We start from the raw sequence: 24,194 nt of genomic DNA on the forward strand, positions 1-24,194 counted from the left end.
CCATGCGCATGGAGCAGATGTACCAGGAAGTGATCCTGGACCACTACAAGCACCCGCACCACCGGGGGCTGCGTGAGCCCTTCGGCGCCGAGGTGCACCACGTCAACCCGACCTGCGGTGACGAGGTGACCCTGCGCGTGCACATCGACGGCAACGGCGATGTGCGGGACGTGTCCTACGACGGTCAGGGCTGCTCGATCAGCCAGGCCTCCACCTCGGTGCTCACCGATCAGGTCATCGGCCTGCCGGTGCAGCAGGCGCTGAAGGTGGTCGAGGAGTTCGACGCGATGATCACCGGCCGCGGCACCGTCGAGGGTGACGAGGACGTGATCGGCGACGGTGTCGCGTTCGTCGGCGTCGCCAAGTACCCCGCCCGCGTGAAGTGCGCGCTGCTGGGCTGGATGGCGTTCAAGGACGCCGTGGTGCGGATAGCCTCGGCCGAGGAAGCCAAGAAGACGATGGGCAACGGGGAGTAGCGATGAGCGAGACAGAGCAGCAGACCAAGGAACTCACTCCCGAGGAGCTGCAGCACCTCGACGACATGGAGGAGGCGATGCGTGACGTCGTCGACCCCGAACTCGGCATCAATGTCGTCGATCTGGGCCTCGTCTACGGCATGGCCTTCGAGGACGGCATCGCCAAACTCGACATGACCCTGACCTCCCCGGCCTGCCCCCTCACCGACGTCATCGAGGACCAGTCCCGCAACGCCCTGGTCCGCTCCGGCCTCGCCGAGGACCTGCAGATCAACTGGGTCTGGATGCCCCCGTGGGGCCCCGACAAGATCACCGACGACGGCCGCGAGCAGCTGCGCGCACTCGGCTTCACGGTGTAGACAGAACGCACTCCGGCGATGCGGACCGATCCCTGGTGGATCGGTCCGCATCGCCGTTTCAGCGTCCCAGCGCCTCGTTCAGGAGGGCTCTGGCTGTGGCGCAGAGGATTTCGGCGGCCTCGGGGTGGGGGAGGGCGGCCACGTCGACGAGCCAGATGAAGGATTCGATGCCGGTGGCGGATCGGATGGCGATGGCCAGGCGGTGGATGTCGATGTCCGGGTGAGTGATTCGCAGAGGTTCCAGCGCGTGTTCGAGCCAGCCGATCACCCGGCCGCGGCGGAGCGGGGAGGGGTTGCCCGCGGCGGGGTCCAGGGACAGGCGCAGGGAGGTGCGTAGCTCGGGTTCCCACTCCAGGTTGATGCGGACGCATTCGCGCATGACGAGGTCCAGGCGTTCGCGCGGGTCGGTGGGGGCGGGATCGGGGAGCAGGGTTTCCCGGTCGATCTCGGGGCGTACGGCCGCCAGGAGGGCGCGCTGGTTGGGGAAGTAGCGGTAGGCGGTGGTGCGGGAGATCTCGGCGGCCTGCGCGGCGTCCTCGACCGTCGGTATCGCGCCCTGCGCCAACAGCTTCCGGGTCGCGGTGATCAGGGCCGTGCGGGTGCGGGATTTCTGGTTGGTGCGCCCGGTGTTCTCATATGGTACGGCCATGCCCATGATGGTACTCTGATCCCATATCGAGTCCCGGAGGGCTGCTATGAGCACCGATCCCGCTGTCGTGAATCCGGACCTGTACCGGGTCGTCTTCGAGAACGAGCGGGTGCGGGTGCTGGAATACCGCGACAAGCCCGGTGACCGCACATCGCCCCACAGTCATCCCGACAGCGTCCTGTACCCCTTGAACTCCTTCCGGCGTCGGATCACCGCCAATGGGGAGCAGGTGGAGGTGGAGCTCACCGCGGGGCAGGTGCGGTGGCTCGGCGCGCAGGAGCATTCGGGTGAGAACATCGGCGAGGGGGAGACCCACGCGCTGTTCATCGAACTCAAGGAGCCCGCGCCGGCGGCCGGGGACACGGTGCTCGGGCCTTCCGGGATGTAGCGCGCTGGCGTGTTCCGGCCGGTCGTGCCGGGGTTGGAGCGGCGACTCACCGTACGATTCTTCGGTGACCTATGACGACTTCGACGGATTCGAGCATCTCGACACCTCCACGTTGCCCGAACGCCAGCAACGCATTCTGTGCAGCATTCGGGATTGGGTGCAGCGGCACGGGTATTCGCCGAGCACTCGGGAGATCGGGGACTCGGTCGGCCTGAAGTCGGCGTCATCGGTCTCGAGACATTTGCGTGAGCTGGAGAAGCGCGGGTTCCTCAAGCGCAGTGAGTCGGTGACGCGTCCCATGGACGTGCGGCTGTTCCTGCGGGCGTCCGCGCCCGCGCGGCAGCGGGACGATAACTCGGTGCCGGTGCCGGTCGTCGGCGATATCGCGGCCGGTACCCCGATCCTGGCGGAGGAGCACACCGACGATGTGCTCTCGCTGCCGCGGGAGCTGGTGGGCCGCGGCACCGTGTTCGGTCTGCGGGTGCGCGGCGACTCCATGGTCGACGCCGCCATCTGCGACGGAGACATCGTCGTGGTGCGCAAACAGCACGAGGCGCACACCGGCGAGATCGTGGCGGCCATGATCGACGGCGAGGCCACGGTCAAGGTCTACAAGCGCGCGAACGGGCATGTCTACCTGGAGCCGCGCAATCCCGCGTACCCGGTGATCGATGGTGACAATGCCCAGGTACTGGGTAAGGTCGTCTCGGTCATGCGCCGGGTCTGAGCGTCTGGCATGATGACCGCCGTTATCACCATCCATCCCCGGGGAGTATCGAATGTCGTTGCTGCGCAAGGCCGGTGTCGGCCTCGCCGTTACGTCGATGGCCGCGATGGGCACCGTGTCCGCCGGATCCGCCTCCGCGGCGGAGAACGGCGAGCCGGTCTTCATCGCGACCTCCGGTGACCTGTACGGCGCGCTGGCGCTGTCCAAGAGCACCGGGAACGTCGCGTATGCCGTGAACTACGGCAGCTGGGACGCCGCGGACTCCTCCGCGGTCAGCCAGTGTGGCGGCGGCGACTGTGCCGTCGTCGTGCACTTCGCCAACGCTTGTGGCGCGGTCGCCCAGGGCGCCGACACCCGCTTCGGCTGGGCGTGGGCGCCGTCCAAGGTGGAGGCCGAGTCGGCCGCCATCAATGTGCTCGGCAAGAGTGCGCCGGGTTTCCCGGACACGGGTTCGTCCTCGCCGCGTCAGGCCAAGGTCATTCTCTCGGCCTGCACCGACAACGCGAGCTGACGTTTCGCGAAACACTCATGCGCCACACCGGATTCGTCCGGTGTGGCGCTGTTTTGTTTGCGGGAGTCCATTTTCCAGCAACACGCCGGGCTCGGCGGCGATGATTTCCCCGTGGACGACATCACCTACGAGGACACCCGCTTCGCGCTGCACGCGGCGGCCGAACTGCTGATCGCCGGTCCGCAGTATCGCCGGTTCGGCAGCATCCGCATGCGCATCGTGCTGGGTGGATTCACCGGCATGAAGTGGCCGGTGTCGGTGACGGGCACCGATCTGGTGTGGCCGCAGGGCCGGACCCGCCTGCACGGCACCTACAGTGACCTCGCCTCGACCGCCGGTTTCGAGGCCGACGGCCCGCCGGACGGGCTGTATTCCGACGGCACCCGGATGGATCCGGACGAGCCGTTCAAGGTCGACTCCGAGGCCGCCACCGCCGTACACGACTGGTTCGCGGTGGGGGACACCGCATTACGACGCTTCGCCGCCGAACAGCAGCCGGTGCTGTGGCCCGAGCACTTCGACCTGTCGGTGGCGGTCGACGAGGTGAATTACGGTGTCTCCCCGGGCGACTGGGACAACCCGACGCCGTACGCCTACGTCGGCCCGTGGACCCGCCGTCGCGGCGGGTTCTGGAACGCGCCCTTCGGGGCCGTGCGGCCCCGCGCCGAAGTGGCGACGGTGCAGAGCCTCATGGAGTTCTTCCGCGAGGGCAGAGCCCATGCGGCACAGGACGACTGACGTCAGCGGTAATGGACTTTCAGGACGTCCCCGCCCTCGGTGCCGAGCACGAGCGTGCGCGCCGGGGCCGGGGCGACGGCCACGGAGGTGAGCGGCTGGCCCGACAGCAGGGTGCAACTGGTGTGCGCGACCGGATCCGCGAGCACCAATTGCCCGCTGCCGGTAGCGATGTAGAGCAGCCCGTCGACGATCGCGAGGTCGTCGGGGAGCAGTGGGCCGGACAGGGGAGCGGGGGCCAGATCCACGGCCACCGTCGCCCGCGTGGGATCGTCGATCGGCAGGGCGACGATCCGCGCGGTCGGGCTCTCCAGCAGCGTCACGTAGAGGATGCCGTCCGCGGCGACGATACCGTCGGCTCCGAGGCCGAGGGCCGCCAGCGCCGTGTGGCTGCGGGCGGTCCAGTCGGCGTCGACGCTGCCGTCCGGCCGGATCCGCACCACGGAGTTCGCGGAGGTGTCGGCCACGTACAGGGCGCCGTCGGGGTCGAAGGCCGCGCCATTGGCCTGACCGAGCCCGGACGCGAACACCTCGGGCGTCGGGTCGGCGGCGGCCGGATCGAACCGCACCACCCCGCTGCCTCCCGAGAGACCGGAGAGCGGCGAATTGCCGAAGGTCACGTACATCAGCCCGTCCGGCCCGCGCCGGACCGCGCCGGGACCCCGGACCGGCACACTGGCGACCAAATGGGCGTCCCCGTCGTACTTCTCCACCACATCGCGCTGCGCGCGCGAGACCCAGAAGCTCTCGGTCGCCTCGTCGAACGTCAGGTTCTCCGACCAGTCGAGCAGCGGAGCACGGGTGGGCAGCGCCACCCGCGCCTCGGTGGGCGCGCAGGACACCGATCCCGCGATGGGTGCTGGCGCGTCGGCGGCGGCCCGGGTGCCCGTTCCGAGCGGCCCACTCGCCACGGCCGTCATGGCCAGCAGGGTGGCGGCACCCGCGACGAGGCGGCGTCCCCGAGAGTCCGACTGCGGTGCAACCGCTTTCGGTAGCCGATCGGGCATCGAAGCACTTCCCTTCGTCGGGCGATGATCGCGGCCAGCGTATATCGGCCATTCCGGTCCAGCAATGCAGGTCGGGGCCCAGCGAGTCGAACCGGCCCAGCGACCTGAATTGTCGAGCGGTGGGGCCCGGCCGGTTGTCGCGACCGTGGGGTGGTCGCGGCTACCCGCCGTGGTTTCCGCCGGTGCGAGTGCTCGAGCGGGTTGGTGACCCCACGGGTGGCCGGGCGGCTCCTCGGTGGTGCCGTCGTCGACCAGCTCGCAGTTGACGTATGTGCCGCTACGCGGATGGGTGCGTGGGCAGCGGTTCGGTGGACTGATCGGCCAGCGCGGCTTCGACATTGGCGAGTCCGGCGCGCACGCCGAGGCCGTAGCCGTCCTCGTCGAGCGCGTCCAGGCGGGCGTGGGCGGCGGTCAGATGCCGCCGAGCGGTGTCGAAAGCGCCGAGCCGACGGTAGTTGTCGGCCAGATTGAGGTGGAGCGAGGGGTAGAAGCCACGCACGCTCAGGCCCGCGTGATGGGCCTGAGCGCGTTCGTCGGTGAGCGAGTCGGCGGCGTCGAGGGCGCGGATGTCCCAGGTGAGGGCGTCGGCCGCGTGGTCCTGCAGGTCGGCCAGGAAGTGCGCCAGCGACACTCGGTGCAGGGGGTCGCCGCCCGCCCCGATCTCGTCCCACAACGAGGTCAGCTGTTCGCGAGCCGTCGCTGGATCACCTTGGCGTCCAAGGGTTACGGCGTCGTTGATGGCGGTCATGGTCGGATCGGGGGCGGTCATGACGGCGACCGTAGCGGGAGGGACCGACAACTAGCGGGCGGGCCGCCCGTGGCGTCCGTCGCCGGTGATGCGGCCGCGCCGGATGAGGTCGCGTTTGGTGCCGGGGCCGAGGGTGATCTGTTCGTCCTCGCCGGCCACGCGGTCGTCGGGGTTGGGGCACACGAACAGTGTGACGGTGGTGCCTTCGGAGAATCCGTTGCGGCGCATCATGGCCGCGGAGGCGGTGTTGTGGATCTCGACGTCGGTGACGATGCGGGCCGCACCGTGCCGGAACAGCAGGTCGCAGCAGGCGGTCATGAGCTTGCTGGCGACACCGCGCCCCTGCACCTCGGGGGAGACGGCGATCCACTCGAGGTACGCCCAGTCCTCGCGGAGCTCGAATTCCATGGAGGCCAGCACGAATCCGACCACCTGATCCGAATCCACCGCCACCCAGCAGGATTTGCCCGCGCTGTCGAGGTGTTCGGCGACCGAGGTCAGCGACCACGACGTGTAGGGCTTGGCCTGGGTGTCGAACACCTGGTAGCCGAGGTCGATGACCTGCCGCAGATGTCCGAGCCCCATGGGCACGATGGCGATGTCCGGGTGGATGGATATGTCGGGATCCATGCCGCTAGTTTGCCAGGCGGGTGCTGGAGGGTCAGGCACCCTTGCGGGCCTGCTTGGCCGGAGCCTTCTTCGCGGCTTTCTTGGCCGGCTTCTTCTCGGCGGCCTTCTTGGCGGGGGCGGCCTTCGCGGCCGGGGCCGATCCGGTCTTGCGCCCGGACGCCTCGAGGCTGCGCTGCAGGGCCGCGACCAGGTCGACGACCTCGGCGTCCATCTCCGGGGCGGCCGCTTCCGGCGCCCGGGTGACCTTGCTGGAGCCGCTGGCGATGGCCTCGTCGAGCAGCTTCTTCAGCTCGATCTGGTATTGGTCCACGTAGAGGCCGGGATCGAAGTCGTCGGACAGCGTGTCGACGAGGGTCTCGGCCATCTTCAGTTCCTGCGACTTGGGTTCGGCGACGCCCTCGAGCTTGTCGAAGGCCACCGACCGCACCTCGTCGGGCCACAGCAGGGTCTGCAACACCATCACCCCGTCACGGACGCGCAGCGCGGCCAGCCGCGTCTTCTGCCGCAGGGTGAAATGCACCAGCGCCACCCGGTCCACTCGTTCGAGGGTCTTGGCCAGCAGCACATACGCTTTGGGCGTGGTGGAATCGGGTTCCAGATAGTAGCTCTTGTCGAAGAGAATCGGATCGATCTGTTCCGAGGGCACGAATTGCAACACTGGAATTTCGTGCTTCTCCGCGGCCGGCAGTTTCGCGAAGTCCTCATCGGTGAGAATCACCCGATCACCGTCGGGCGATTCATAGGCCCGATCGATATCGGAATACTGCACCGGCTGCCCGTCGACGGTGCACAGCCGCTCGTATCGAATCCGCCCGCCGTCCGCGGCGTGCACCTGGTGGAACTTGATGTCGTGGTCCTCCGTGGCGGTGTACACCTTCACGGGGACATTGACCAATCCGAACGCGATGGAGCCCTTCCAAATGGACCGCATAGTCCGATCGTAACTTGGGCAGCGGTTTCAGACCGGGAATGCCATTGACTCCCGCCACGATCGAGGCGTGCGGGCGCGATAATGAGCCGATGGGTCGTCGACTCGCTGATTCGAGCACCCGCGCTCGGCTGGCCGCCCCCGACGAGGGCATCGGCCTGGATGAGCTCGCGCTCGCGGGCCGCAATCACGGGCTGCCGCTCGAGGCGCTGCGGTACGACGTCACCCCGCAGGGCCTGCATTACGTGCTGACGCACTTCGACATCCCCTTCGTCCCGCCGAACGAGCCCTGGCAGCTGAAGATCGCGGGCCGGGTGCGGCGTCGGTTGCGGCTGGATGTGGCCGCCCTGAAGGCGCTCCCGCAGGTCACCACGCGGGTGACGCTCGAATGCGCGGGCAATGGCCGGGCCTTGCTGACACCGCGTCCGGTGAGTACGCCCTGGCTGCTCGGGGCGGTCGGCACCGCCGAGTGGACAGGTGTGCCGTTGCGGCTGTTGCTGACGGAGGCCGGTGTGGAGGCCGACGCGGTCGAGGTGGTCTTCACCGGCGCGGATCACGGGGTGGAGTATGGGGTCGAACAGGACTATCAGCGGGCGCTGCCGGTCGAGGTGGCCCTGGGTGCCGAGCCGGGGGTGCTCGTCGCCTATGAGATGAACGGGGCGCCGCTGCCGCCGCAGCACGGCTTTCCGGTCCGGCTGATCGTGCCCGGCTGGTATGGCATGGCGCACGTGAAGTGGCTGCGGGAGATCACGGTGACCGACACTCCGTTCACCGGGTACCAGCAGGCGGTGGCGTATCGGATACGGCAGGAGGCCGGTGAGGCGGGCGAGCCGGTGACCCGGATCGTGCCGCGCGCGCTGCTGGTTCCGCCCGGCTTCCCGGATTACATGTCGCGATCGCGGGTGGTGCGACCGGGCCCGGTGCCGCTCGAAGGGCGCGCCTGGTCGGGCCGGGCGCCGGTCACCCTCGTCGAGGTGAGTACCGATGGCGGGCAGAGTTGGCGGGAGGCGCGACTGGATCCGGACCAGGGCCGCCGATGGGCTTGGCGGCGCTGGCATTTCGACTGGATAGCGGCCGCGGGCGACTATGTCCTCAGCGCCCGGGCGACCGATGCCGATGGCAACACCCAGCCGCTGGAGCCGCCCTGGAATCACGGCGGATTCGTCGTGAATCCGGTCCAGCGGGTCCCGGTGCTGTGCCTGGAGGCCGACGAGTGACCGGAACCCGTCGGGGTCAGGCGACCCGGCGGTCGGGTTCGCTGCGGTAGCGCGAGTGGTCGCCGTCGATGCCGAGGGCCTTCCACAGTCGCTTGGTGACCGGGTTCATCAGGCCCAGTTCGTCCGCGAGGGAACGCATGTCGCCGAAATAGCCGGTCAGGATCTTCGACGCGGTCGGGGACTGCCAGAACGCTTCCTTGATGACCTCGCGCGGAATGTCGAAGGTGCGCGCGAATTCCGGCGGCGGGGCCATGATCTCCCCGGCGAGCCAGCGCATGGCGAGCGGGAAGGCGATGCCGCAGAGATTCTGGTACATCGGGCTGCGTCGCGGGATGTGCCTTTTCAGGAACTCGTTGGCGAAGGAGATGTGCCGGGCTTCCTCGGCGATATGGATCTCCATGCAGCGCACCACCGCGGGCGGCAGCTTCGCGCCGTTGCGGATGACGGCCTTCTGATAGTGGTCGATCGGTTCCTCGCCGCCGAGAATGCCGATGAACAGAATCGGCCAGGCATATCCGCCGGCAACTCCGATGAGCGGTGAGAGTTTCCGGAAGAAGGGCCGCATTCCCGGAACATCGACGCCGATCCGGTTCACCAGCTCCTGGAACATCTGGATGTGGTTGCACTCCTCGGTCATCTCGTGGAGGCAGTAGCGAAACTCCGGCGACCCGTTGGGCAGCTTCATGATGTACTGCATCATTCCGCGGATCAGGATGCTCTCGAAGGCCGCGCCGACCTTGATGGCATTGGCGATCCGCCACTTGCCGATCTCGATCTGCCGTTCGATCGGCTGGTCCCGATACCACCGGGTCGCGCCGAGCGGGTCGATATCGGGTTGCAGCACCCAGCGCGGATCGTGCGGGTCGATCGCGAATTCGGGGGAGTCCCAGGGGATGTCGAGATACGGATCGAACCGGCGGTACACCGATCCCTCCGACAGGGTGTGCAGCACGTCCGCGTATTCGCGTGCCTCGGTTCCGGTGCCCGACCTCGTCGTCAGAGCCATCATTGCCTCCTCGTCTGTGTACCGCGCCGCCCGGGCGTCGGGCGGGGGCCGTTCCTGTGCGGCGCGACACACTCAACGGTAAGTGCTAACCACGGTTACATACAACCCTGAATGTATGCGTGCCCGCGTGGCGGTCGATCGTGTGCTGGTCGGACAGCCGCGCCGAGCGCAAGCGGTTTGCCACGATGTGGGAAATTCCGCCGCCAAAGGATCGGCCTGATCGCAACCCTTCGGCGAGGGTGATCGGCCGTCTTACCGTTCCGGCACCAACTCTCCCGGGAGGACTGTGCCGATGAGCGAACCATGGCAGACCAGGACCGACGTGCTGGTGATCGGCGGCGGACCCGCCGCGTGCTGGGCGGCGGTGCACGCCCGGGAAGCGGGGGCGGAGGTGGTGCTGGTCGACAAGGGCTACTGCGGAACCAGCGGCGCCACAGCGCCTTCGGGCACCGGCGTCTGGTACGTCGCCCCCGAGACCACCGCCCGCGCCAAGGCGAAGGCCAGTCGCGAGGCGCTGGGCGGGCATCTGGCCGACCACTACTGGATGGACCGGGTCCTCGATCAGACCTACGTGAACATGAACCGGCTCGCCGTCGAGGGCCGCTATCCGTTCCCGGCCGATCCCGAGACCGGCGAACCCTTGCTCACCGGCGTGCAGGGCCCGGAGTACATGCGGCGCATGCGCGCCTGGGTGAAACGGCTCGGCGTGCGGATCCTGGACCACGCCCCGGCGCTGGAGCTGCTGGTCGATGCCGACGGCGTGGTGCGCGGGGCCGCCGGATATCAGCGGCATGCCGAGCGGGATTATCGCGTGGTGGCGGGCGCGGTCGTGCTGGCCACCGGTGGCTGTGCCTTCCTGTCCCGGGCGCTGGGCACCAATGTCGACACCGGTGACGGCGCGCTCATGGCGGCCGAGGCCGGGGCGCGGTTCTCGGGCATGGAGTTCTCCAACGCCTACGGCATCGTGCCCAAGGGCTCGACCATCACCAAGACCGCCTATTACGGCTACGCGACCTTCTTCCACGCCGACGGCCGGGTGCTCGAGGGCGCGGGGTCGGCGCAGGGGCGGTCGGTGATCGCCCGGACCCTGTTGTCGGAGCCCGTCTTCGCACAGCTGGACCGGGCCGACGCCGACGTGCGGGCCAGGATGCGACTGGGGCAGCCCAACTTCTTCCTCCAGTTCGACCGCCGGGGGATCGACCCGTTCACCGAGCGGTTCGAAGTGGACCTGCTCGCCGAGGGCACGGTGCGCGGCACCGGCGGGATCGATGTCGTCGACGACGACTGCGCGACAACGGTTCCCGGCCTGTACGCGGCGGGCGACGCGGCGACCCGGGAGCGGATCTGCGGCGGATTCACCGGCGGCGGCAGCCACAATTCGGCGTGGGCCATGTCGTCGGGGAGCTGGGCGGGCGCGGGAGCGGCGCGGTTCGCGCTCCGCTCCGGTCGGGTCGATTCTGCCGCAGTTCAGGGCATCGGACGGGTCGGACTGCGGCCCGAGACAACCGAATCGGTGTCCGCGGACGAGGTCGTGACGGACGCGCAGCACGAACTGATCCCGTTCGAGAAGAACTATCTGCGCCACGGTGACCGCATCAGGCCCGCACTGGCCGAACTCGACGCCCTCTGGGAGCGGGCCGCGCGTGGCCTCGGCGGCGGGTCCGGTGTGGACCGGGTCCGCGCCCGGCAGGCCGCCGCCATCACCGCGGTCGGTCGCCTGATGTACCGATCCACCTTGGCGCGCACGGAGACTCGCGGTATGAGCAAACGCGCGGACCATCCGGAGCTGGATCCGGGCCAGCACCACCACATCCTGTCCGGCGGTCTCGGCGAGGTGTGGACCGCGACGTCGGCGACCGCACCCGTATCGGCGGCGGTGGCGTCATGATCGAGTTGCTGCGCGCCGAGGACTGCATCGCCTGCGACAAGTGCGTCGACGTCTGCCCGACCGACGTCTTCGACCGCACCGAGAGCGGAATCCCGCTCATCGCACGGCAATCCGACTGCCAGACCTGCTTCATGTGCGAGGCGTACTGCCCGGCCGACGCCCTCTACGTCTCGCCCGACGCCGCCCCGCTCGCGGACCGCGAGATCCCCGAATCCCACATCGGCCGCTACCGCGAGCAGCTCGGCTGGGGAAAGGGCCGCGCCCCGGGCAGTCTCGTCGCGGTCGGCCCGGCTCTGCCGCACGGCGCACTGCCGCCCCGGCTGATCGAGCCCGCACGATCGACCACATGACCGAGACGTCGCCGATGCCGAACGTCCCCGCCGCCGTCGGCAGCTCGAACCCGGCAGCGGACGGGGTGCGGGAGCCGAGATCAGCGATGGCGCAACCAGATACACGCGCCCGTCCAGGCCATCGCCGGAATGCCCCTCATCCGGCGGCCGCGCCAGGACACCACGCCGGCCACCGGCGCGTAGTGCCCTGAGTTTTCGGTGCAGTCACATCCGTGTCGCTGTGATTGCCTCCAATGCCGGGCCGCCTGCCCTCGCACGCGCCCGGTGCGGCTGCGGGGGTTCAGCGCAGGGCCAGGGCCAGGAAGAAGTCGACGCGGTCTTCGAGGCGGGACAGGTCGCGGTTGGTGAGTTCCTCGATGCGCTGGATGCGGTAGCGCAGTGTGTTCACGTGGACGTGCAGTAGATCCGCGCACTTGGTCCACGACCCGGAGACTTCGAGGAAGGTCTCGAGGGTGTGGACCAGGTCGGCGCGGTTGTCCTGGTCGTAGACGCGCAGGGGGTCGAGGAGGCGCACCCGGAACATGCGGCGGACCTCGTCGGGAACGCTGGCCAGCAGCAGCATGTGGGTGGCGAGTTCGTCGTGGCGGACGACGCTGGTGGGTTGCTGTCGTTCGGCGGCCATGCGGCGGGCGTAGCGGGCCTCCTCGACCGCGCCGCGCAGCCCCTCACCGTCGACCGCGCCGCTGATGCCGACGGACAGGCGGCTCAGTTGCAGCCCGGGTTCGAGGGCCTCGATGGCGCGGTGGATGTGGTCGTCGAGGGCCTGTTCGTCGCCGAGCGCGACCAGCAGGATGACCTCGCCGTCCACGACGCCGATGGCAGGGCTTCTGCCGTACAGGATTTCGCGCAGCACCGCGCGCAGTTCACCGGGCCGCACCGCGCCCGAGTCGGCGGTCGCGGCGACCGCCAGGTAGCGGTCGGACAGGCCCAGCCCGGTCAGTTCCAGCCGCGAGATGATGTCGGCGGACTTGGCCTCGGACATGATCAGTTCGATCAGTTCCTGCGCGAGGCGGCCCTCGGCGCTGTGCCGGTCGTCGTGGCGGGCGCGTTCGAGCGACACCACCGCCGCGAGCTCGCCGATGAGTGCGCGGCGTTCCTCGGGCCAGTCCTTGAAGTCGCTCTCGAAGACCAGGAACCAGTCCGCGATCCGCGAGGTCGCGTCGGCGTCGACGGCGAACAGTGTGTACCGGATCTCGTTGTGGGACAGCACATGTGGCAGCCGCCGCGCGGTCAGGAAGGCCGATCGCACCTGCGCGGGCAGGTCGCGCGTGGGTCCGGCGACCACCCGCCCGATGGACGACACCACCCAGCAGCGGGTACCGAGTGTGCGGTGGACCAGGTCGAGGACCGAATCCAGCCCGCCGCCGGAGACCAGCTGCCGATGCCGGTCGAGGATGGCGCTCAGGTCCGCGGCCCGTCCCGAGGACAGCTTCCGGTTGATGGTCTCGGTGACGGTCGCGAACGCGATCTGCTCCTCTACCCGGAACAGCGGGATTCGGTGTTTCTTACACGCCGCGACCAGATCCTCGGGCGCTTCGCCGTAGAGGGCGTCGCCCGCGGCGAGCGCGGCGACCCGGGCGCGGGCGAGGGCCCCGACGAAGGTGTCGCTGTCCTCGGGGCCGTGCCGCCATTGCAGCCCGGTGAGCACGAATTCCCCACCGGACAGATACCGGCCCGGATCGAGCATGTCGGTGGTTACGACCCAGCGTACGAAGCGGTCCAGCTCGTCCTCTCCGGAGACGAGCCGCAGGCCCAGATCGTGCATGGTCAGCAGGGAACGTAACCGCATGATTCTCGAGGCTAACAGTGAGTGACGCGACGGTTACCGAACTTGGATGTAACTACGAACGCGCCCCTGTGAAGCAGGCCACAGGTTCGGAGGTCTCGTCCTATCGGGCATGACCACCCCCCGGGTTTAGTGATTGACACACGCTGAACACGGATGGAGGTCGGATGTCGAGTTGCCTGGAATGGCTCGGGTCGCTGCCCCTGGAAGAAGCCGAGACGCACCTGCTGACCTGCAACGCGTCGCGGACCTGGGCTCGCAAGATGGTGGCGAACCGGCCGTACGCGGACGAGTCGAGTCTGATCGCCGCGGCCGTGGCCGGGGTCGCCGAACTGAGTTGGGCCGATGTCGAGGAAGCGCTCGACGCGCACCCCCGCATCGGTGAGCGCGAGGCGGCCCGGCACCAGTCCGAGCGTGAGGCGCGGTGGTCGGCCGACGAGCAGTCCGGAGCGTCCGAGGCCGACGCCCGGGTGCTGGCCGAACTGGCCGCCGGGAACCTCGCCTACGAGGAACACTTCGGCCATGTCTTCCTGATCCGGGCCGCCGGCCGCAGCGGCGCGGAGATGCTGGCGGAGCTGCGGCACCGTCTGGGCAACCCGGTGGCCGAGGAACACCGCGTGGTGCGCCGCGAGCTGGCCGACATCACCGGCCGCCGGGTGCGCAAGCTCCTGGAGGAGCGATGAACGACCCCTGTAACTGAGTCCCTACTCCTTCTCTACGTACCGGGGCAGCCGAGGCTGTCGTACCTGCGCAGAACCGATATCTAGAGGAACGCAATGGATTTCCTACAACCGGGCAGCTGGGCCGAGGCGCTCCAGCTGAAAGCGGAACGCCCCGACGCGGTTCCGATCCAGGGTGGCACCGATGTGATGGTCGAGATGAACTTCGACGTGCACCGCCCGGACGCCCTGCTGGACCTGAACCCGTGCCGGGAGCTGTTCGGGGTGGACGAACAGGCCGACGGCCGCATCCGCCTCGGCTCCGGTGTCCCGTTCGTGAAGATCATCAACCGGTACCAGGATCGCCTGCCCGGTCTGGCGCAGGCCTCGCGCACCGTGGGTTCCCCGCAGATCCGCAACCGCGGCACCGTGGGCGGCAACCTGGGCGGTGCGTCGCCCGCCGGTGACGCCCACCCGGCGCTGCTGGCCGCGAACGCCGTGGTCGAGGTCGAGTCCGCCGCCCGCGGTACCCGCATGATCGACATCGACGACTTCTACGTGTGGGTCAAGAAGAACTCCCTGGAGCCGGACGAGCTGATCCGCGCGGTGTGGCTGCGCCCCGCCTCGGGCCCGCAGTACTTCTCGAAGGTCGGCACCCGCAACGCGATGGTGATCGCGGTGTGCTCGTTCTCGGTTGCCCTGCACGCGGATTCGCGCACGGCGGGGGCGGGCATCGGCTCGGCCGGTCCGACCCCGATCCGTCCGGTCGAGGCCCAGGACTTCCTGGCCGCCAACCTGGACTGGGACAACGGCGGCGCGCTGAACGAGGAGCTGGCCCACGAGTTCGGCCGTCTGGTCGGCGCCGCGGCCAAGCCCATCGACGATGTGCGCGGCACCGCCGACTACCGCCGGCACGCGCTGTCGGTGATGGCCCGCCGGACCCTCGGCTGGGCGTGGAACGACTACACCGCGGAGAGGAGGGCGGCCTGATGCGTATCGACTTCACCGTCAACGGATCCCAGGAAACCGCCGACGACGTCTGGGAAGGCGAGAGCCTGCTGTACCTGCTGCGCGAGCGGGTCGGCCTGCCCGGCGCGAAGAACGCCTGCGAGCAGGGCGAATGTGGTTCCTGCACCGTCTATCTGGACGGCACCCCGGTGTGCTCGTGCCTGGTGGCCGCCGGTCAGGTGCAGGGCCGTTCGGTCCGCACCGTCGAAGGTTTGGCCGAGGGCGACAAGCTCGACCCGATGCAGCAGGCGTTCGTCGAGGCGGGCGCGGTGCAGTGCGGCTTCTGCACGCCCGGCCTGATCGTGCAGGCGCACGACCTGATCGAGCGCGTCCCCAACCCCTCCGATGTCGAGATCCGTGAGGCTCTCGCCGGAAACCTGTGCCGCTGTACGGGTTACGAGAAGATTCTGGATGCCGTGCGCATGGCGGCCGAGCGGAAGGCGGCGGCGAAATGACCAAGCTCGTCATCGAGAACGCCTATATCGCACCGGTCGTCGGTGCCGAAATCCCCAACGGCTATCTGATCGTCGGCGACGACGGCCGGATCGAAGCTCTCGGCGCAGGACCTGCGCCGATGGTGGTGGGTGCTGAACGCCTCTCCGGCACCGGCTGCCTGGTGACCCCGGGCCTGGTGAATACCCACCACCACCTCTACCAGTGGGCCACCCAGGGCCTGTTCCAGGACGCCACCCTGTTCGAGTGGCTGACCGGGCTGTACCGCCTGTGGGCCACCATGGACGCCGAGATCGTCTACGGCGCGGCCTCGGCCGGCCTGGGCTGGCTCGCGCTGACCGGTACCACCACCTCCACCGATCACCACTACGTGTTCCCCAAGGGCCGTGGCGATCTGTTCGACGCCGAGGTGCGCGCCGCCCGCGAGCTCGGCATCCGGTTCCACCCCTGCCGCGGTTCCATGGACCGCGGGCAGTCGCACGGCGGTCTGCCGCCGGACGAGGTGGTCGAGAACCGCGAGGAGATCCTCCTCAACACCGAGGAGATCATCAACAAGTACCACGACGCGTCGTTCGACTCGATGCTGCGCGTGGCCGTCGCCCCCTGCTCGCCGTTCTCGGTGTCGGAGGGCCTGATGGTGGAATCCGCCGCCCTGGCCCGTCAGCACGGCGTCCGTCTGCACACCCACCTCGCCGAGACCCTCGACGAGGAGGAGCACTGCATCGAGCAGATGGGTTGCACGCCCGTCGAATACATGGAGAAGCTGGGCTGGCTCGGTGACGACGTGTGGTTCGCGCACGCGGTGCACCTGCACGACAAGGACATCGCGGCCTTCGCCAAGACCGGCACCGGTTCGGCGCACTGCCCGACCTCCAACGCGCGGCTCGGAGCGGGCATCGCGCGAGTGATGGACCTGCTCGCCGCCGGTGCGCCCGTGGGCCTCGGCGTGGACGGCGCGGCCTCCTCCGAGCTCACCTCGATGGCGGGGGAGATGCGGCAGGCCATGCTGTTCCAGCGCGCCGTGCACGGCCCCCGCGCGATGACCGCCCGCCAGGCCCTCGAGGTCGGCACCCTCGGCGGTGCGCGGAACCTGGGCCGCCAGAACGAGATCGGCTCGCTCGAGGTCGGCAAGCTCGCCGATATCGCGGTCTGGAAGGTGGACGGCTTCCGCGCCGCCATCGAGGACCCGGTGTGCGCGCTGGTGTTCGGCCCGCAGCCGCCGCTGGCGCGCCTGCTGGTGGGCGGCCACACCGTCGTGGAGAACGACGAGCTCAAGACCATGCCGCACGATCAGGTCGGTCAGAACGGCGTGGCGGCGCGTCAGCGAATCATGAAGCAGGAGAACCGATGACCATCGCACGCACCACTCGGTTCCCCGAGGACGTCGCGATCCCGGGCGCCGGCGGCATCGGTGAGAGCCCGCTGCGTCCCGACGGCACCCTCAAGGTGAAGGGCGAGTTCGCCTACTCCTCGGACCTGTGGATCGACGGCATGCTGTGGGGCGCGACCCTGCGCAGCCCGCACGCCCGCGCCCGGCTGATCGGCATCGACACCAGCAAGGCCCTGGCCATGCCCGGCGTCCACGCCGTGCTCACCCACGAGGACGTGCCCGGCCGCAAGGTCTACGGCCTCGACCACACCTGGGACCAGCCCGTGCTGGCCTTCGGCGAGGTGCGCCACCACGGTGAGGCCATCGCCCTGGTCGCCGCCGACCACCCCGAGATCGCGCGCCGCGCCGTGGCCGCCATCGAGGTGGAATACGAAGTGCTGGAACCGATCACCGACCCGATGGCCGTGATCGAGGACCCGGTCGGGCTGGCCGTGCAGGAGCGCGGCGGCATCGCCCGCTATCAGCCGGTGCGCGCCGGTGACATCGAGATCGGCAAGGCCCTGGCCACCGTCGTGGTGAGTGAGGAGTTCGAGGTCGGCATGCAGGACCAGGCCTTCCTGGGCCCGGAGTCCGGCATGGTCATCCCCAACGAGGACGGCACCCTCGACTTCTACGTCGCGACCCAGTGGCTGCATTGGGATCTCACCCAGATCGGCCCCTGCCTGGGGTTGAACGAGGACCAGATCCGGATGACCATGTCCGGTGTCGGCGGCGCGTTCGGCGGCCGCGAGGACCTGTCCATGCAGATCCACGCGGGCATGCTGGCCATGCGGACCGGTAAGCCGGTCAAGATGATGTACAACCGCCAGGAGTCGTTCTTCGGGCACGTGCACCGGCATCCGGCGCGCATGCGTTACGAGTACGGCGCGACCGCGACCGGAAAGATCACCTACGCCAAGGTGCTCATCGTCCTCGACGGCGGCGCGTACACCTCGGCCACCCAGAATGTGATCGGTAACGCCGCCTCCCTGGCGCTGGGTCCCTACGAGGTCCCGCACCTGGAGATCGACGCCTACGGCGTGTACACCAACAACCCGGTGTGTGGCGCGATGCGCGGATTCGGCGTCGTGCAGGCGTGTTTCGCGCACGAGTCGATGATGGACAAGCTCGCCGAGGCGCTGGACATGGATCCGGTCACGGTCCGTCAGGTCAATGTGGTGTCGCAGGGTTCCACGCTGGCCACCGGTCAGATCGTGCACGCGCCGACTCCGCTGGTGGAGATGCTCGACAGCCTGCGCGAGATGGAACTGCCGGAGTCCGTCGATACGTCGGATATTCGGAACCTGCCCGGCGGCGCGTCCCAGACCACCCACGGCGAGGGCGTGTACCGCGGCGTCGGCTACGGCGTCGGCATCAAGAACATCTGCTTCTCCGAGGGTTTCGACGACTATTCGACCGCCCGCGTGCGGCTCGAGGTGATCGGCGGCGAGCCGGTCGCGCTCGTGCACACCGCCGGCGCGGAGGTCGGTCAGGGTCTGATCACCCTCGAGGCGCAGATCGCACGCACCGAACTCACCATCGACCGCGTGGTCAGCCACCCGTCGGACAACAATGTCGGCAGCTCCGGCTCCTCGTCCGCCTCGCGCCAGTCGTACATGACCGGCGGCGCGGTGATGACCGCCTGCCGCGCGGTCGCCGACGAGCTGTTCGTGCTGGCGCGCAAGAAGTTCGACGTCCACGGCTTCATGCACCTCGACGGCGGCAAGGTCGTCAAGAACAACGGTGAGGTGGTCGCGTCGATCGCCGACGTCCTGGGCGACGACGTGATCGACCTGACCCGCGAATACCACCACCAGCCCACCACCGGTATGGACAAGATCACCGGTCAGGGCTCGAGCCACACCCAGCTCGCGGTCTGCGTGCACCGGGCAGTGGTCGATGTGGACACCGAACTCGGGCTCGTGAAAGTCGTTGCCCTGGACGCCGTCCAGGACGTCGGCAAGATCATGAACCGGCTCTCGCTGGAAGGCCAGATCCACGGCGGCTCCATTCAGGGCCTGGGTCTGGCGGTTATGGAGGAAATTCAGGTCACCAACGGCAAGGTGCGGAACCCGTCCTTCACGGACTATCTGATCCCCACCATTCTCGATACACCCCCGCAGAAACTGGAGATTCTGGAGAACCCGGACCCGCACGCCCCTTATGGCTTGCGTGGCGCGGGCGAACCGCCGACTCTCTCCTCCACGCCCGCGATCGCCGCAGCGATTCGCGATGCCTGCCGCAAGCGGGGCGGCACCGGAAACATCAACCGCGTGCCCGTGCGTCCGGAAGACATCATCCGGAACAGTTGACTAACAGGGGCAGACCGCGCCTCCCGCGACAAGGGAGCGCGGTAGGGACCCCACAACACCGAATCCGCGGCCCGGGGATTACCCAGCACCCCCGGGCCGTTGGTCGGCTACGCCCATAGGAGGGCAGCCATGACCCAGACTCAATCACCGATCACCACCCCGGAAACCGGGGGGTCCGCGCTCGAAAAGTTCTTCAGGCTATCGGAGCGCAAGACCACCATAACCCGTGAAATCCGTGGCGGCATCACCACATTCGTCGCTATGGCGTATGTCATATTGCTGGTCCCGCTAATTCTCGGCGGCGTCGCCGACTCGCACGGTGACAAGCTGAGCATCGCGCAGCTGACCACCACGACCGCCTTCTCCGCCGGTCTGACCACCGTCCTCATGGGCCTGGTGGGCAATGTGCCCCTCGCATTGGCCGCCGGACTCGGGCTGGTCCCCGTCGTCGCCTATCAGGCCGCGCCGCACATGACCTGGCCCCAGGCCATGGGTCTGGTGGTGCTGATGGGCATCGTCATCGTCATCCTGGCCGCGACCGGTCTGCGGACGATGATCATCAACGCCATTCCGCTGGCCATGAAGAACGCCATCGGCGTCGGCATCGGCATGTTCATCGCCATGATCGGCCTGGTCTCCTCCGGGGTCGTCGGCCACGGCGCGCCCGGCGGTCCGCCGGTGACGCTCGGCGTGGACGGGCATCTGGCCGGTTGGCCCACCGTGATCTTCGCGATCGGCCTGCTGCTGATGCTCGCGCTGTTCATCCGCAAGGTGCCGGGCGCGATCCTGATCAGCATCGCCATCTCCACGGTGCTCGCCATCGTGGTCAACGCCATGGCGAAGATCGATCCGAAGGCGTGGGGGACCGTCGTCCCCGAGAAGCCCACGTCGCTGTTCGCCTCTCCCGATTTCGGTCTGATCGGCCACATCGACCTGTTCGGCGGCTTCGCCACCGCGGGCGCCGTGACCGCCACCGTGGTGCTGTTCACGCTGGTGCTGACCGGCTTCTTCGACGCCATGGGAACCGTTTTCGGCGTCTGCGACGAGGCGGGCCTGACCGACGAGAAGGGTCAGGTGCCCGGCATGGGCAAGATCCTGACCACCGACGGTGTCGCCCAGATCGTCGGCGGCCTGTCCGGCGGCGCGGGTTCCACCGTGTACGTCGAGTCCGCGACGGGCGTCGGTGAGGGCGCCCGTACCGGTCTGGCCAGTGTGATCACCGGCGGATTGTTCTGCGCCGCCATCTTCTTCACGCCGATCGCGGCCGTGGTGCCGATCCAGGCCGCGGCTCCCGCGCTGGTGCTGGTCGGCGCGCTCATGATGACGCAGGCCCGCAAGATCGACTGGAACGATCTCGAGGTCGCGGTGCCGGCCTTCATCACGATCGTGCTCATGCCGTTCACCTACTCGATCACCAACGGTGTCGGCGCGGGCCTGATCGCCTACACCGTCATCAAGCTCGCTCGCGGGAAGTACCGCGAAATCCATTGGCTGGTGGCCGTGGTCAGCGTCGTCTTCGTCGCCTACTTCGGTATCAACGGCATCGAATTGGCCCTGGGAGGCTAGCCATGCGCGACATCGCGGCACAACTACTGGACTGGCACGCGGCGGGCAAGGACTACGCCGTGGCCTCCATCATCGGGATCGGCGGCTCCGCGCCGCGGCCGATCGGCGCGGCCCTGGCAGTGGACGCCGACGGCACCGTCGTCGGGAGCATTTCCGGCGGCTGCGTCGAGGGCGCGGTCTACGAGTTGTGCCGTGAGTCGCTGGCCACCGGCGCCACCATCCGGGAGACCTTCGGCTACAGCGACACCGACGCCTTCGCCGTCGGATTGACCTGTGGTGGAACGATTCAGGTGTTCGTCCAGTCGGTGACCGACGCCAACCGCGACGCGGTGGAACAGGTCCTGCGAGCTGAGGGGGAGGCCGTGGCCATGGTCCGCGACCTCGACAGCGGCGCCGTGATGGCGCTGGGCACCTGGTGGAGTTCCGGCCACGAATTCGACGATCGCGTGATCGCCGAAGCCCAGGCCATGCTCGACGCGGGCACGACCGCTGTGCGCACCATCGGATGCGGGTCCGATGAGGTCACCGTGTTCGTGGAATCGCATGTGCCGCCGCCGCGGATGATCGTCTTCGGGGCGATCGACTTCGCGGCCGCGGTGGCCCGGATCGGCAAGTTCCTCGGCTACCACGTCACGGTGTGCGACGCGCGGGCGGTCTTCGCGACCCCCGCGCGCTTCCCCGACGCCGACGAGGTGGTCGTGGAATGGCCGAACAAATATCTGGCCCGGACCCGGGTGGACGCCCGGACCGTGGTCTGCGTACTCACCCACGACGCCAAATTCGATGTGCCGCTGCTGGAGGTGGCGCTTCGCCTGCCGGTGGCGTTCGTGGGTGCGATGGGATCCCGGCGGACGCACGAGGACCGTCTCCAGCGGCTCCGTGCGGTCGGGATGACGAATGCCGAACTGGCGCGGCTGAAGTCGCCCATCGGACTGGATCTCGGCGGGCGTACCCCGGAGGAGACGGCCGTCTCCATCGCCGCCGAGATCGTGGCGGTCCGCCGTGGGGGCACCGGAGTGCCTCTCGGTACCCACGGCGGACCCATCCACCGCGACGCGGTCGTGGTGCCGGAGGTGATCGTCCCGGACTCCCCGGACGCCCTGCGGATCACCGCCTGAACTGTGACGTCCGACCGAGAAGGAGCCCACGGCTATGCCTCTGATCTTCCTGAACGGGGGTGCCATGCGCGGCGAACCCCTGAACTACCTGCTCGAGGGCGCGCCCTGCGCAGGGGAGGCCACCACCGCGCCGCAGTACCGCTTCTACTCGGTCGGCGACCGCTTCCCCGGCCTGCACCCCGTCGCCTACGGCGGGGCGCCCATCATCGGTGAACTGTTCGACGTGCCCATGGAGGTGCTGCGCAACCGGCTGCTCCCCGCCGAGCCGCCGGAACTGGAACTCGGTGTGATTGCCTTGGACGACAGCCGCTCGGTGCTGTCCATGCTGCTGCGGCGACCCGTCATCTCCGACCCGCAGCTCATCGACATCACCGATTACGGCAGCTGGCACACCTACCGGGAGGAATCGACACGATGAAATACACCGCCGACGGAGCTCTCCGGAAATTCGACGCGCACTGCTCGATCCTGTTCGCCGATCTGCCGTTGCTGGAACGTCCGGCGGCGGCGAAGGCGGCCGGGTTCGACGCCGTCGAATTCTGGTGGCCGTTCGGCGAGAACCCGGTGCCGGGGGACAAGGACGTCGACGCGTTCGTCTCCGCTGTCTCCGACGCCGGTGTGCAGCTCATCGGTCTCAACTTCATCGACCTGGTGCCCGTGGGCCGCGGCCTGGTCTCGGTGCCCGGGCGGGAATCCGAGTTCCGGGACAATATCGACGTCACCGTCGGCATTGCCGAACAGTTGGGCTGCCGGTCCCTGAATGCCTTGTACGGCAATCGGATTCCGGCTGTGGACCCGCGGGCGCAGGATGAGCTGGCTCTCGAGAACCTCCGTCTGGCCTCCGATGCCGGGGCCCGCATCGATGCCCAGGTCGTGCTCGAGGCGCTGAATTCGATCGAGTCGCCCGACTATCCGATCGTCTCCGCCGCCCACGCGGTACGGGTGATCGACGAGGTCGGTGCGCCGAACCTCCGCTTCCTCTGCGACCTCTACCATCTCGCCCGCATGGGTGAGGACCTCTTCGCCGTCATCGCCACCTACGCCGACCGCTTCGGGCACGTCCAGATCGCGGACGCCCCCGCCCGCAGCCGCCCCGGCACCGGGACCCTCGACTTCGAAGCCCTCTTCACCGCCCTCGACACCGCGGGCTACGACGGCTGGATCGGCCTCGAATACAAAGACCCCGACCATGATTGGAGCTGGATCGCATGACCACCGCCCCGGCCGCAGCCCTGCCGTGGACCCCGCACGGGCACTGCGGCACCGCGCTGCCCGCCGGCTGGGTGATCGAGCGCTTCACCGTCCAGCTTCCGGTCGTGGACGACCTACCGACCACTCACCCCGCGCAGGGAGCCGCTGACCGATGAGGGGTCAGCGGTTCCCGCGCTCAATCGACAACGCGTCGTCCAGGACCACCGAGTAAACCGCCGTGTCCCTAGGATTCGGCTCCACTCCGCCCAGGATCTCGTCCAGCAGCGGCGCCTGCACCAAACTCCCCGCGCCGTAATACCCGCCCGCCCGGGCGCTGGCCAGCACCGCGTGGATCACCGCCGCATACAACTGCGCACGCGGCGCCTTCACATACCCGCCCCCGCGCTCGTGGGCCCGCAACCGCTCCTCGACCGCGTCGATGACATCCCGGAGAACGCGAATCTCCACCTCGGCCATATCGTCCATCTCAATTCCCCCGGGGTGGTCGCCGACGTGGCCTGCCGGCCCGCATCAGATACGTCTTGGCCTGTAACTTGGCCGGGCACACGGTAATCGGACAATCCGCATGCTCCCGTAATGCCCGATTCGCCACATCCACACTCATCATCGCCAGGGCACTGTGCCCGGTCGCTGGAAGCCCGAACATCGTTGGAACCTCCCGTCATACGGGTATTGGACGAGATCCAGGAAACCACTGGCGACCGCATGGAATTGGTGATTTGGACGTTTCGGATGCATCTGGGTCCAAACAACCTGGATATGTTCCGATTCCGGTGTAGCCTTGCGGACCGCAATGGAATGCGCAGTGTTCTGAATTCCCGAGGACGGGAGTACCGCCACGGCCGATGACGAGCGACCGACGACACTCTATGGAGATTCGACATTCACCATGTACGTCGGTCTCGCCGCGTCAGCACGCACGATCACCGCCTACAACGAGATCGTCGTCGGTCTGCAGCAGCGGCCAAACCGAGTGCGTCGAAGTAGCTTTCCTCGCAGACGGTCAGGTCGGAATCCGAGACTCGAAAACCCCGACCGGCCCCGCGCTGACTTTCACCCCCACCGAGGGGACCACCTTCACCACCGCCCTCA

27 protein-coding genes and 1 pseudogene are annotated in these 24,194 nt (G+C 68.4%); 20 read left to right on the forward strand and 8 right to left on the reverse strand.

Features of this window, described 5'->3' with window-relative positions; all coding sequences use genetic code 11:
- Nucleotides 1-2 precede the first annotated feature (2 nt).
- Together sufU and ACFYTS_RS28640 are read left to right on the forward strand one after the other, a co-directional pair.
- On the forward strand, nt 3-476 hold the full coding sequence (gene sufU, locus ACFYTS_RS28635) for a Fe-S cluster assembly sulfur transfer protein SufU (RefSeq protein WP_357287565.1): 474 nt from the start codon (nt 3-5) through the stop codon (nt 474-476).
- Between the two features lie 2 nt (nt 477-478).
- Nucleotides 479-835 (forward strand): metal-sulfur cluster assembly factor, encoded by a 357-nt coding sequence (locus tag ACFYTS_RS28640; RefSeq protein ID WP_357082950.1) that lies wholly within the window; start codon nt 479-481, stop codon nt 833-835.
- Nucleotides 836-893: 58 nt separating this feature from the next.
- Here the strand turns inward: ACFYTS_RS28640 and ACFYTS_RS28645 are convergent, their stop codons facing one another.
- A complete protein-coding gene (locus ACFYTS_RS28645; RefSeq protein ID WP_387308543.1) occupies nt 894-1,484 on the reverse strand; it encodes a TetR/AcrR family transcriptional regulator in 591 nt (196 codons plus the stop codon).
- A 46-nt stretch (nt 1,485-1,530) separates the two neighbouring features.
- Between ACFYTS_RS28645 and ACFYTS_RS28650 the strand changes: the two genes are divergently transcribed.
- From ACFYTS_RS28650 to ACFYTS_RS28665, 4 genes are all read left to right on the forward strand, one after another.
- Complete coding sequence (locus ACFYTS_RS28650) at nt 1,531-1,872, forward strand: cytoplasmic protein (RefSeq protein ID WP_357287559.1); 342 nt, start codon at nt 1,531-1,533, stop codon at nt 1,870-1,872.
- Between the two features lie 64 nt (nt 1,873-1,936).
- Nucleotides 1,937-2,599 (forward strand): transcriptional repressor LexA, encoded by a 663-nt coding sequence (lexA, locus tag ACFYTS_RS28655; protein WP_387308545.1) that lies wholly within the window; start codon nt 1,937-1,939, stop codon nt 2,597-2,599.
- A 52-nt stretch (nt 2,600-2,651) separates the two neighbouring features.
- Nucleotides 2,652-3,110, forward strand: coding sequence for a DUF4189 domain-containing protein (locus ACFYTS_RS28660; protein ID WP_387308547.1), 459 nt, complete (start codon nt 2,652-2,654; stop codon nt 3,108-3,110).
- A 111-nt stretch (nt 3,111-3,221) separates the two neighbouring features.
- The gene (locus ACFYTS_RS28665) at nt 3,222-3,848 is read left to right on the forward strand and encodes a hypothetical protein (protein WP_387308549.1); all 627 of its coding nucleotides are present in this window, start codon (nt 3,222-3,224) and stop codon (nt 3,846-3,848) included.
- Between the two features lie 2 nt (nt 3,849-3,850).
- Here the strand turns inward: ACFYTS_RS28665 and ACFYTS_RS28670 are convergent, their stop codons facing one another.
- The 4 genes from ACFYTS_RS28670 to ACFYTS_RS28685 all read right to left on the reverse strand — a co-directional run bounded on the left by ACFYTS_RS28670 (nt 3,851) and on the right by ACFYTS_RS28685 (nt 7,161).
- A complete protein-coding gene (locus ACFYTS_RS28670; RefSeq protein ID WP_387308551.1) occupies nt 3,851-4,852 on the reverse strand; it encodes an SMP-30/gluconolactonase/LRE family protein in 1,002 nt (333 codons plus the stop codon).
- A 277-nt stretch (nt 4,853-5,129) separates the two neighbouring features.
- Nucleotides 5,130-5,621, reverse strand: coding sequence for a hypothetical protein (locus ACFYTS_RS28675; protein ID WP_357287547.1), 492 nt, complete (start codon nt 5,619-5,621; stop codon nt 5,130-5,132).
- A 30-nt stretch (nt 5,622-5,651) separates the two neighbouring features.
- On the reverse strand, nt 5,652-6,230 hold the full coding sequence (locus tag ACFYTS_RS28680) for a GNAT family N-acetyltransferase (protein ID WP_357287544.1): 579 nt from the start codon (nt 6,228-6,230) through the stop codon (nt 5,652-5,654).
- 31 nt (nt 6,231-6,261) lie between these two features.
- The gene (locus ACFYTS_RS28685; protein WP_387308554.1) at nt 6,262-7,161 is read right to left on the reverse strand and encodes a Ku protein; all 900 of its coding nucleotides are present in this window, start codon (nt 7,159-7,161) and stop codon (nt 6,262-6,264) included.
- 89 nt (nt 7,162-7,250) lie between these two features.
- Between ACFYTS_RS28685 and ACFYTS_RS28690 the strand changes: the two genes are divergently transcribed.
- Nucleotides 7,251-8,375, forward strand: a complete 1,125-nt coding sequence (locus tag ACFYTS_RS28690) for a sulfite oxidase (protein ID WP_387308556.1) — start codon at nt 7,251-7,253, stop codon at nt 8,373-8,375.
- Nucleotides 8,376-8,391: 16 nt separating this feature from the next.
- On the opposite strand, the gene ACFYTS_RS28695 is transcribed toward ACFYTS_RS28690, so the two are convergent.
- The gene (locus tag ACFYTS_RS28695; protein ID WP_387308558.1) at nt 8,392-9,381 is read right to left on the reverse strand and encodes a diiron oxygenase; all 990 of its coding nucleotides are present in this window, start codon (nt 9,379-9,381) and stop codon (nt 8,392-8,394) included.
- Between the two features lie 292 nt (nt 9,382-9,673).
- Between ACFYTS_RS28695 and ACFYTS_RS28700 the strand changes: the two genes are divergently transcribed.
- Entirely contained in the window at nt 9,674-11,269 is a 1,596-nt protein-coding gene (locus tag ACFYTS_RS28700) for an FAD-binding protein (RefSeq protein WP_357287532.1), read from the forward strand.
- Nucleotides 11,266-11,619, forward strand: coding sequence for a 4Fe-4S binding protein (locus ACFYTS_RS28705; RefSeq protein WP_387308560.1), 354 nt, complete (start codon nt 11,266-11,268; stop codon nt 11,617-11,619). Before ACFYTS_RS28700 ends, ACFYTS_RS28705 begins: the two co-directional genes overlap by 4 nt.
- A gap of 280 nt (nt 11,620-11,899) precedes the next feature.
- Here the strand turns inward: ACFYTS_RS28705 and ACFYTS_RS28710 are convergent, their stop codons facing one another.
- Nucleotides 11,900-13,408 (reverse strand): PucR family transcriptional regulator, encoded by a 1,509-nt coding sequence (locus tag ACFYTS_RS28710; RefSeq protein ID WP_387308561.1) that lies wholly within the window; start codon nt 13,406-13,408, stop codon nt 11,900-11,902.
- A gap of 164 nt (nt 13,409-13,572) precedes the next feature.
- Between ACFYTS_RS28710 and uraD the strand changes: the two genes are divergently transcribed.
- The 10 genes from uraD to ACFYTS_RS28760 all read left to right on the forward strand — a co-directional run bounded on the left by uraD (nt 13,573) and on the right by ACFYTS_RS28760 (nt 23,257).
- Nucleotides 13,573-14,088: a 2-oxo-4-hydroxy-4-carboxy-5-ureidoimidazoline decarboxylase gene (uraD, locus tag ACFYTS_RS28715; protein WP_387308563.1), complete on the forward strand. Its 516-nt coding sequence runs from the start codon at nt 13,573-13,575 to the stop codon at nt 14,086-14,088.
- A 93-nt stretch (nt 14,089-14,181) separates the two neighbouring features.
- A complete protein-coding gene (locus tag ACFYTS_RS28720; protein WP_357287521.1) occupies nt 14,182-15,054 on the forward strand; it encodes an FAD binding domain-containing protein in 873 nt (290 codons plus the stop codon).
- Complete coding sequence (locus ACFYTS_RS28725) at nt 15,054-15,527, forward strand: (2Fe-2S)-binding protein (protein ID WP_357287519.1); 474 nt, start codon at nt 15,054-15,056, stop codon at nt 15,525-15,527. Before ACFYTS_RS28720 ends, ACFYTS_RS28725 begins: the two co-directional genes overlap by 1 nt.
- Entirely contained in the window at nt 15,524-16,876 is a 1,353-nt protein-coding gene (locus ACFYTS_RS28730; protein WP_357287516.1) for an 8-oxoguanine deaminase, read from the forward strand. The genes ACFYTS_RS28725 and ACFYTS_RS28730 overlap by 4 nt, the downstream gene beginning before the upstream one ends.
- Entirely contained in the window at nt 16,873-19,206 is a 2,334-nt protein-coding gene (locus tag ACFYTS_RS28735) for a xanthine dehydrogenase family protein molybdopterin-binding subunit (protein WP_387308566.1), read from the forward strand. The genes ACFYTS_RS28730 and ACFYTS_RS28735 overlap by 4 nt, the downstream gene beginning before the upstream one ends.
- 129 nt (nt 19,207-19,335) lie before the next feature.
- Entirely contained in the window at nt 19,336-20,772 is a 1,437-nt protein-coding gene (locus tag ACFYTS_RS28740; RefSeq protein ID WP_387308568.1) for an NCS2 family permease, read from the forward strand.
- A gap of 2 nt (nt 20,773-20,774) precedes the next feature.
- Nucleotides 20,775-21,890: an XdhC/CoxI family protein gene (locus tag ACFYTS_RS28745; RefSeq protein WP_357287508.1), complete on the forward strand. Its 1,116-nt coding sequence runs from the start codon at nt 20,775-20,777 to the stop codon at nt 21,888-21,890.
- 34 nt (nt 21,891-21,924) lie between these two features.
- Nucleotides 21,925-22,308 carry a gamma-glutamylcyclotransferase gene (locus ACFYTS_RS28750; protein WP_387308570.1) on the forward strand — a complete coding sequence of 128 codons (384 nt, stop codon included), beginning with the start codon at nt 21,925-21,927 and terminating at the stop codon, nt 22,306-22,308.
- Complete coding sequence (locus ACFYTS_RS28755; protein WP_387308646.1) at nt 22,296-23,102, forward strand: hydroxypyruvate isomerase family protein; 807 nt, start codon at nt 22,296-22,298, stop codon at nt 23,100-23,102. Before ACFYTS_RS28750 ends, ACFYTS_RS28755 begins: the two co-directional genes overlap by 13 nt.
- Entirely contained in the window at nt 23,099-23,257 is a 159-nt protein-coding gene (locus tag ACFYTS_RS28760; RefSeq protein WP_357287501.1) for a hypothetical protein, read from the forward strand. Before ACFYTS_RS28755 ends, ACFYTS_RS28760 begins: the two co-directional genes overlap by 4 nt.
- A 4-nt stretch (nt 23,258-23,261) precedes the next feature.
- Here the strand turns inward: ACFYTS_RS28760 and ACFYTS_RS28765 are convergent, their stop codons facing one another.
- A complete protein-coding gene (locus tag ACFYTS_RS28765; protein WP_357287499.1) occupies nt 23,262-23,567 on the reverse strand; it encodes a hypothetical protein in 306 nt (101 codons plus the stop codon).
- Nucleotides 23,568-23,971: 404 nt separating this feature from the next.
- On the opposite strand from ACFYTS_RS28765, the pseudogene ACFYTS_RS28770 reads away from it, so the two are divergent.
- A pseudogene (locus ACFYTS_RS28770) lies at nt 23,972-24,181 on the forward strand (DUF397 domain-containing protein); the annotation flags it as partial.
- Between the last annotated feature and the right edge of the window lie 13 nt (nt 24,182-24,194).

It is taken from the genome of Nocardia sp. NPDC004151, assembly GCF_042874235.1.
GTDB lineage: Bacteria > Actinomycetota > Actinomycetes > Mycobacteriales > Mycobacteriaceae > Nocardia.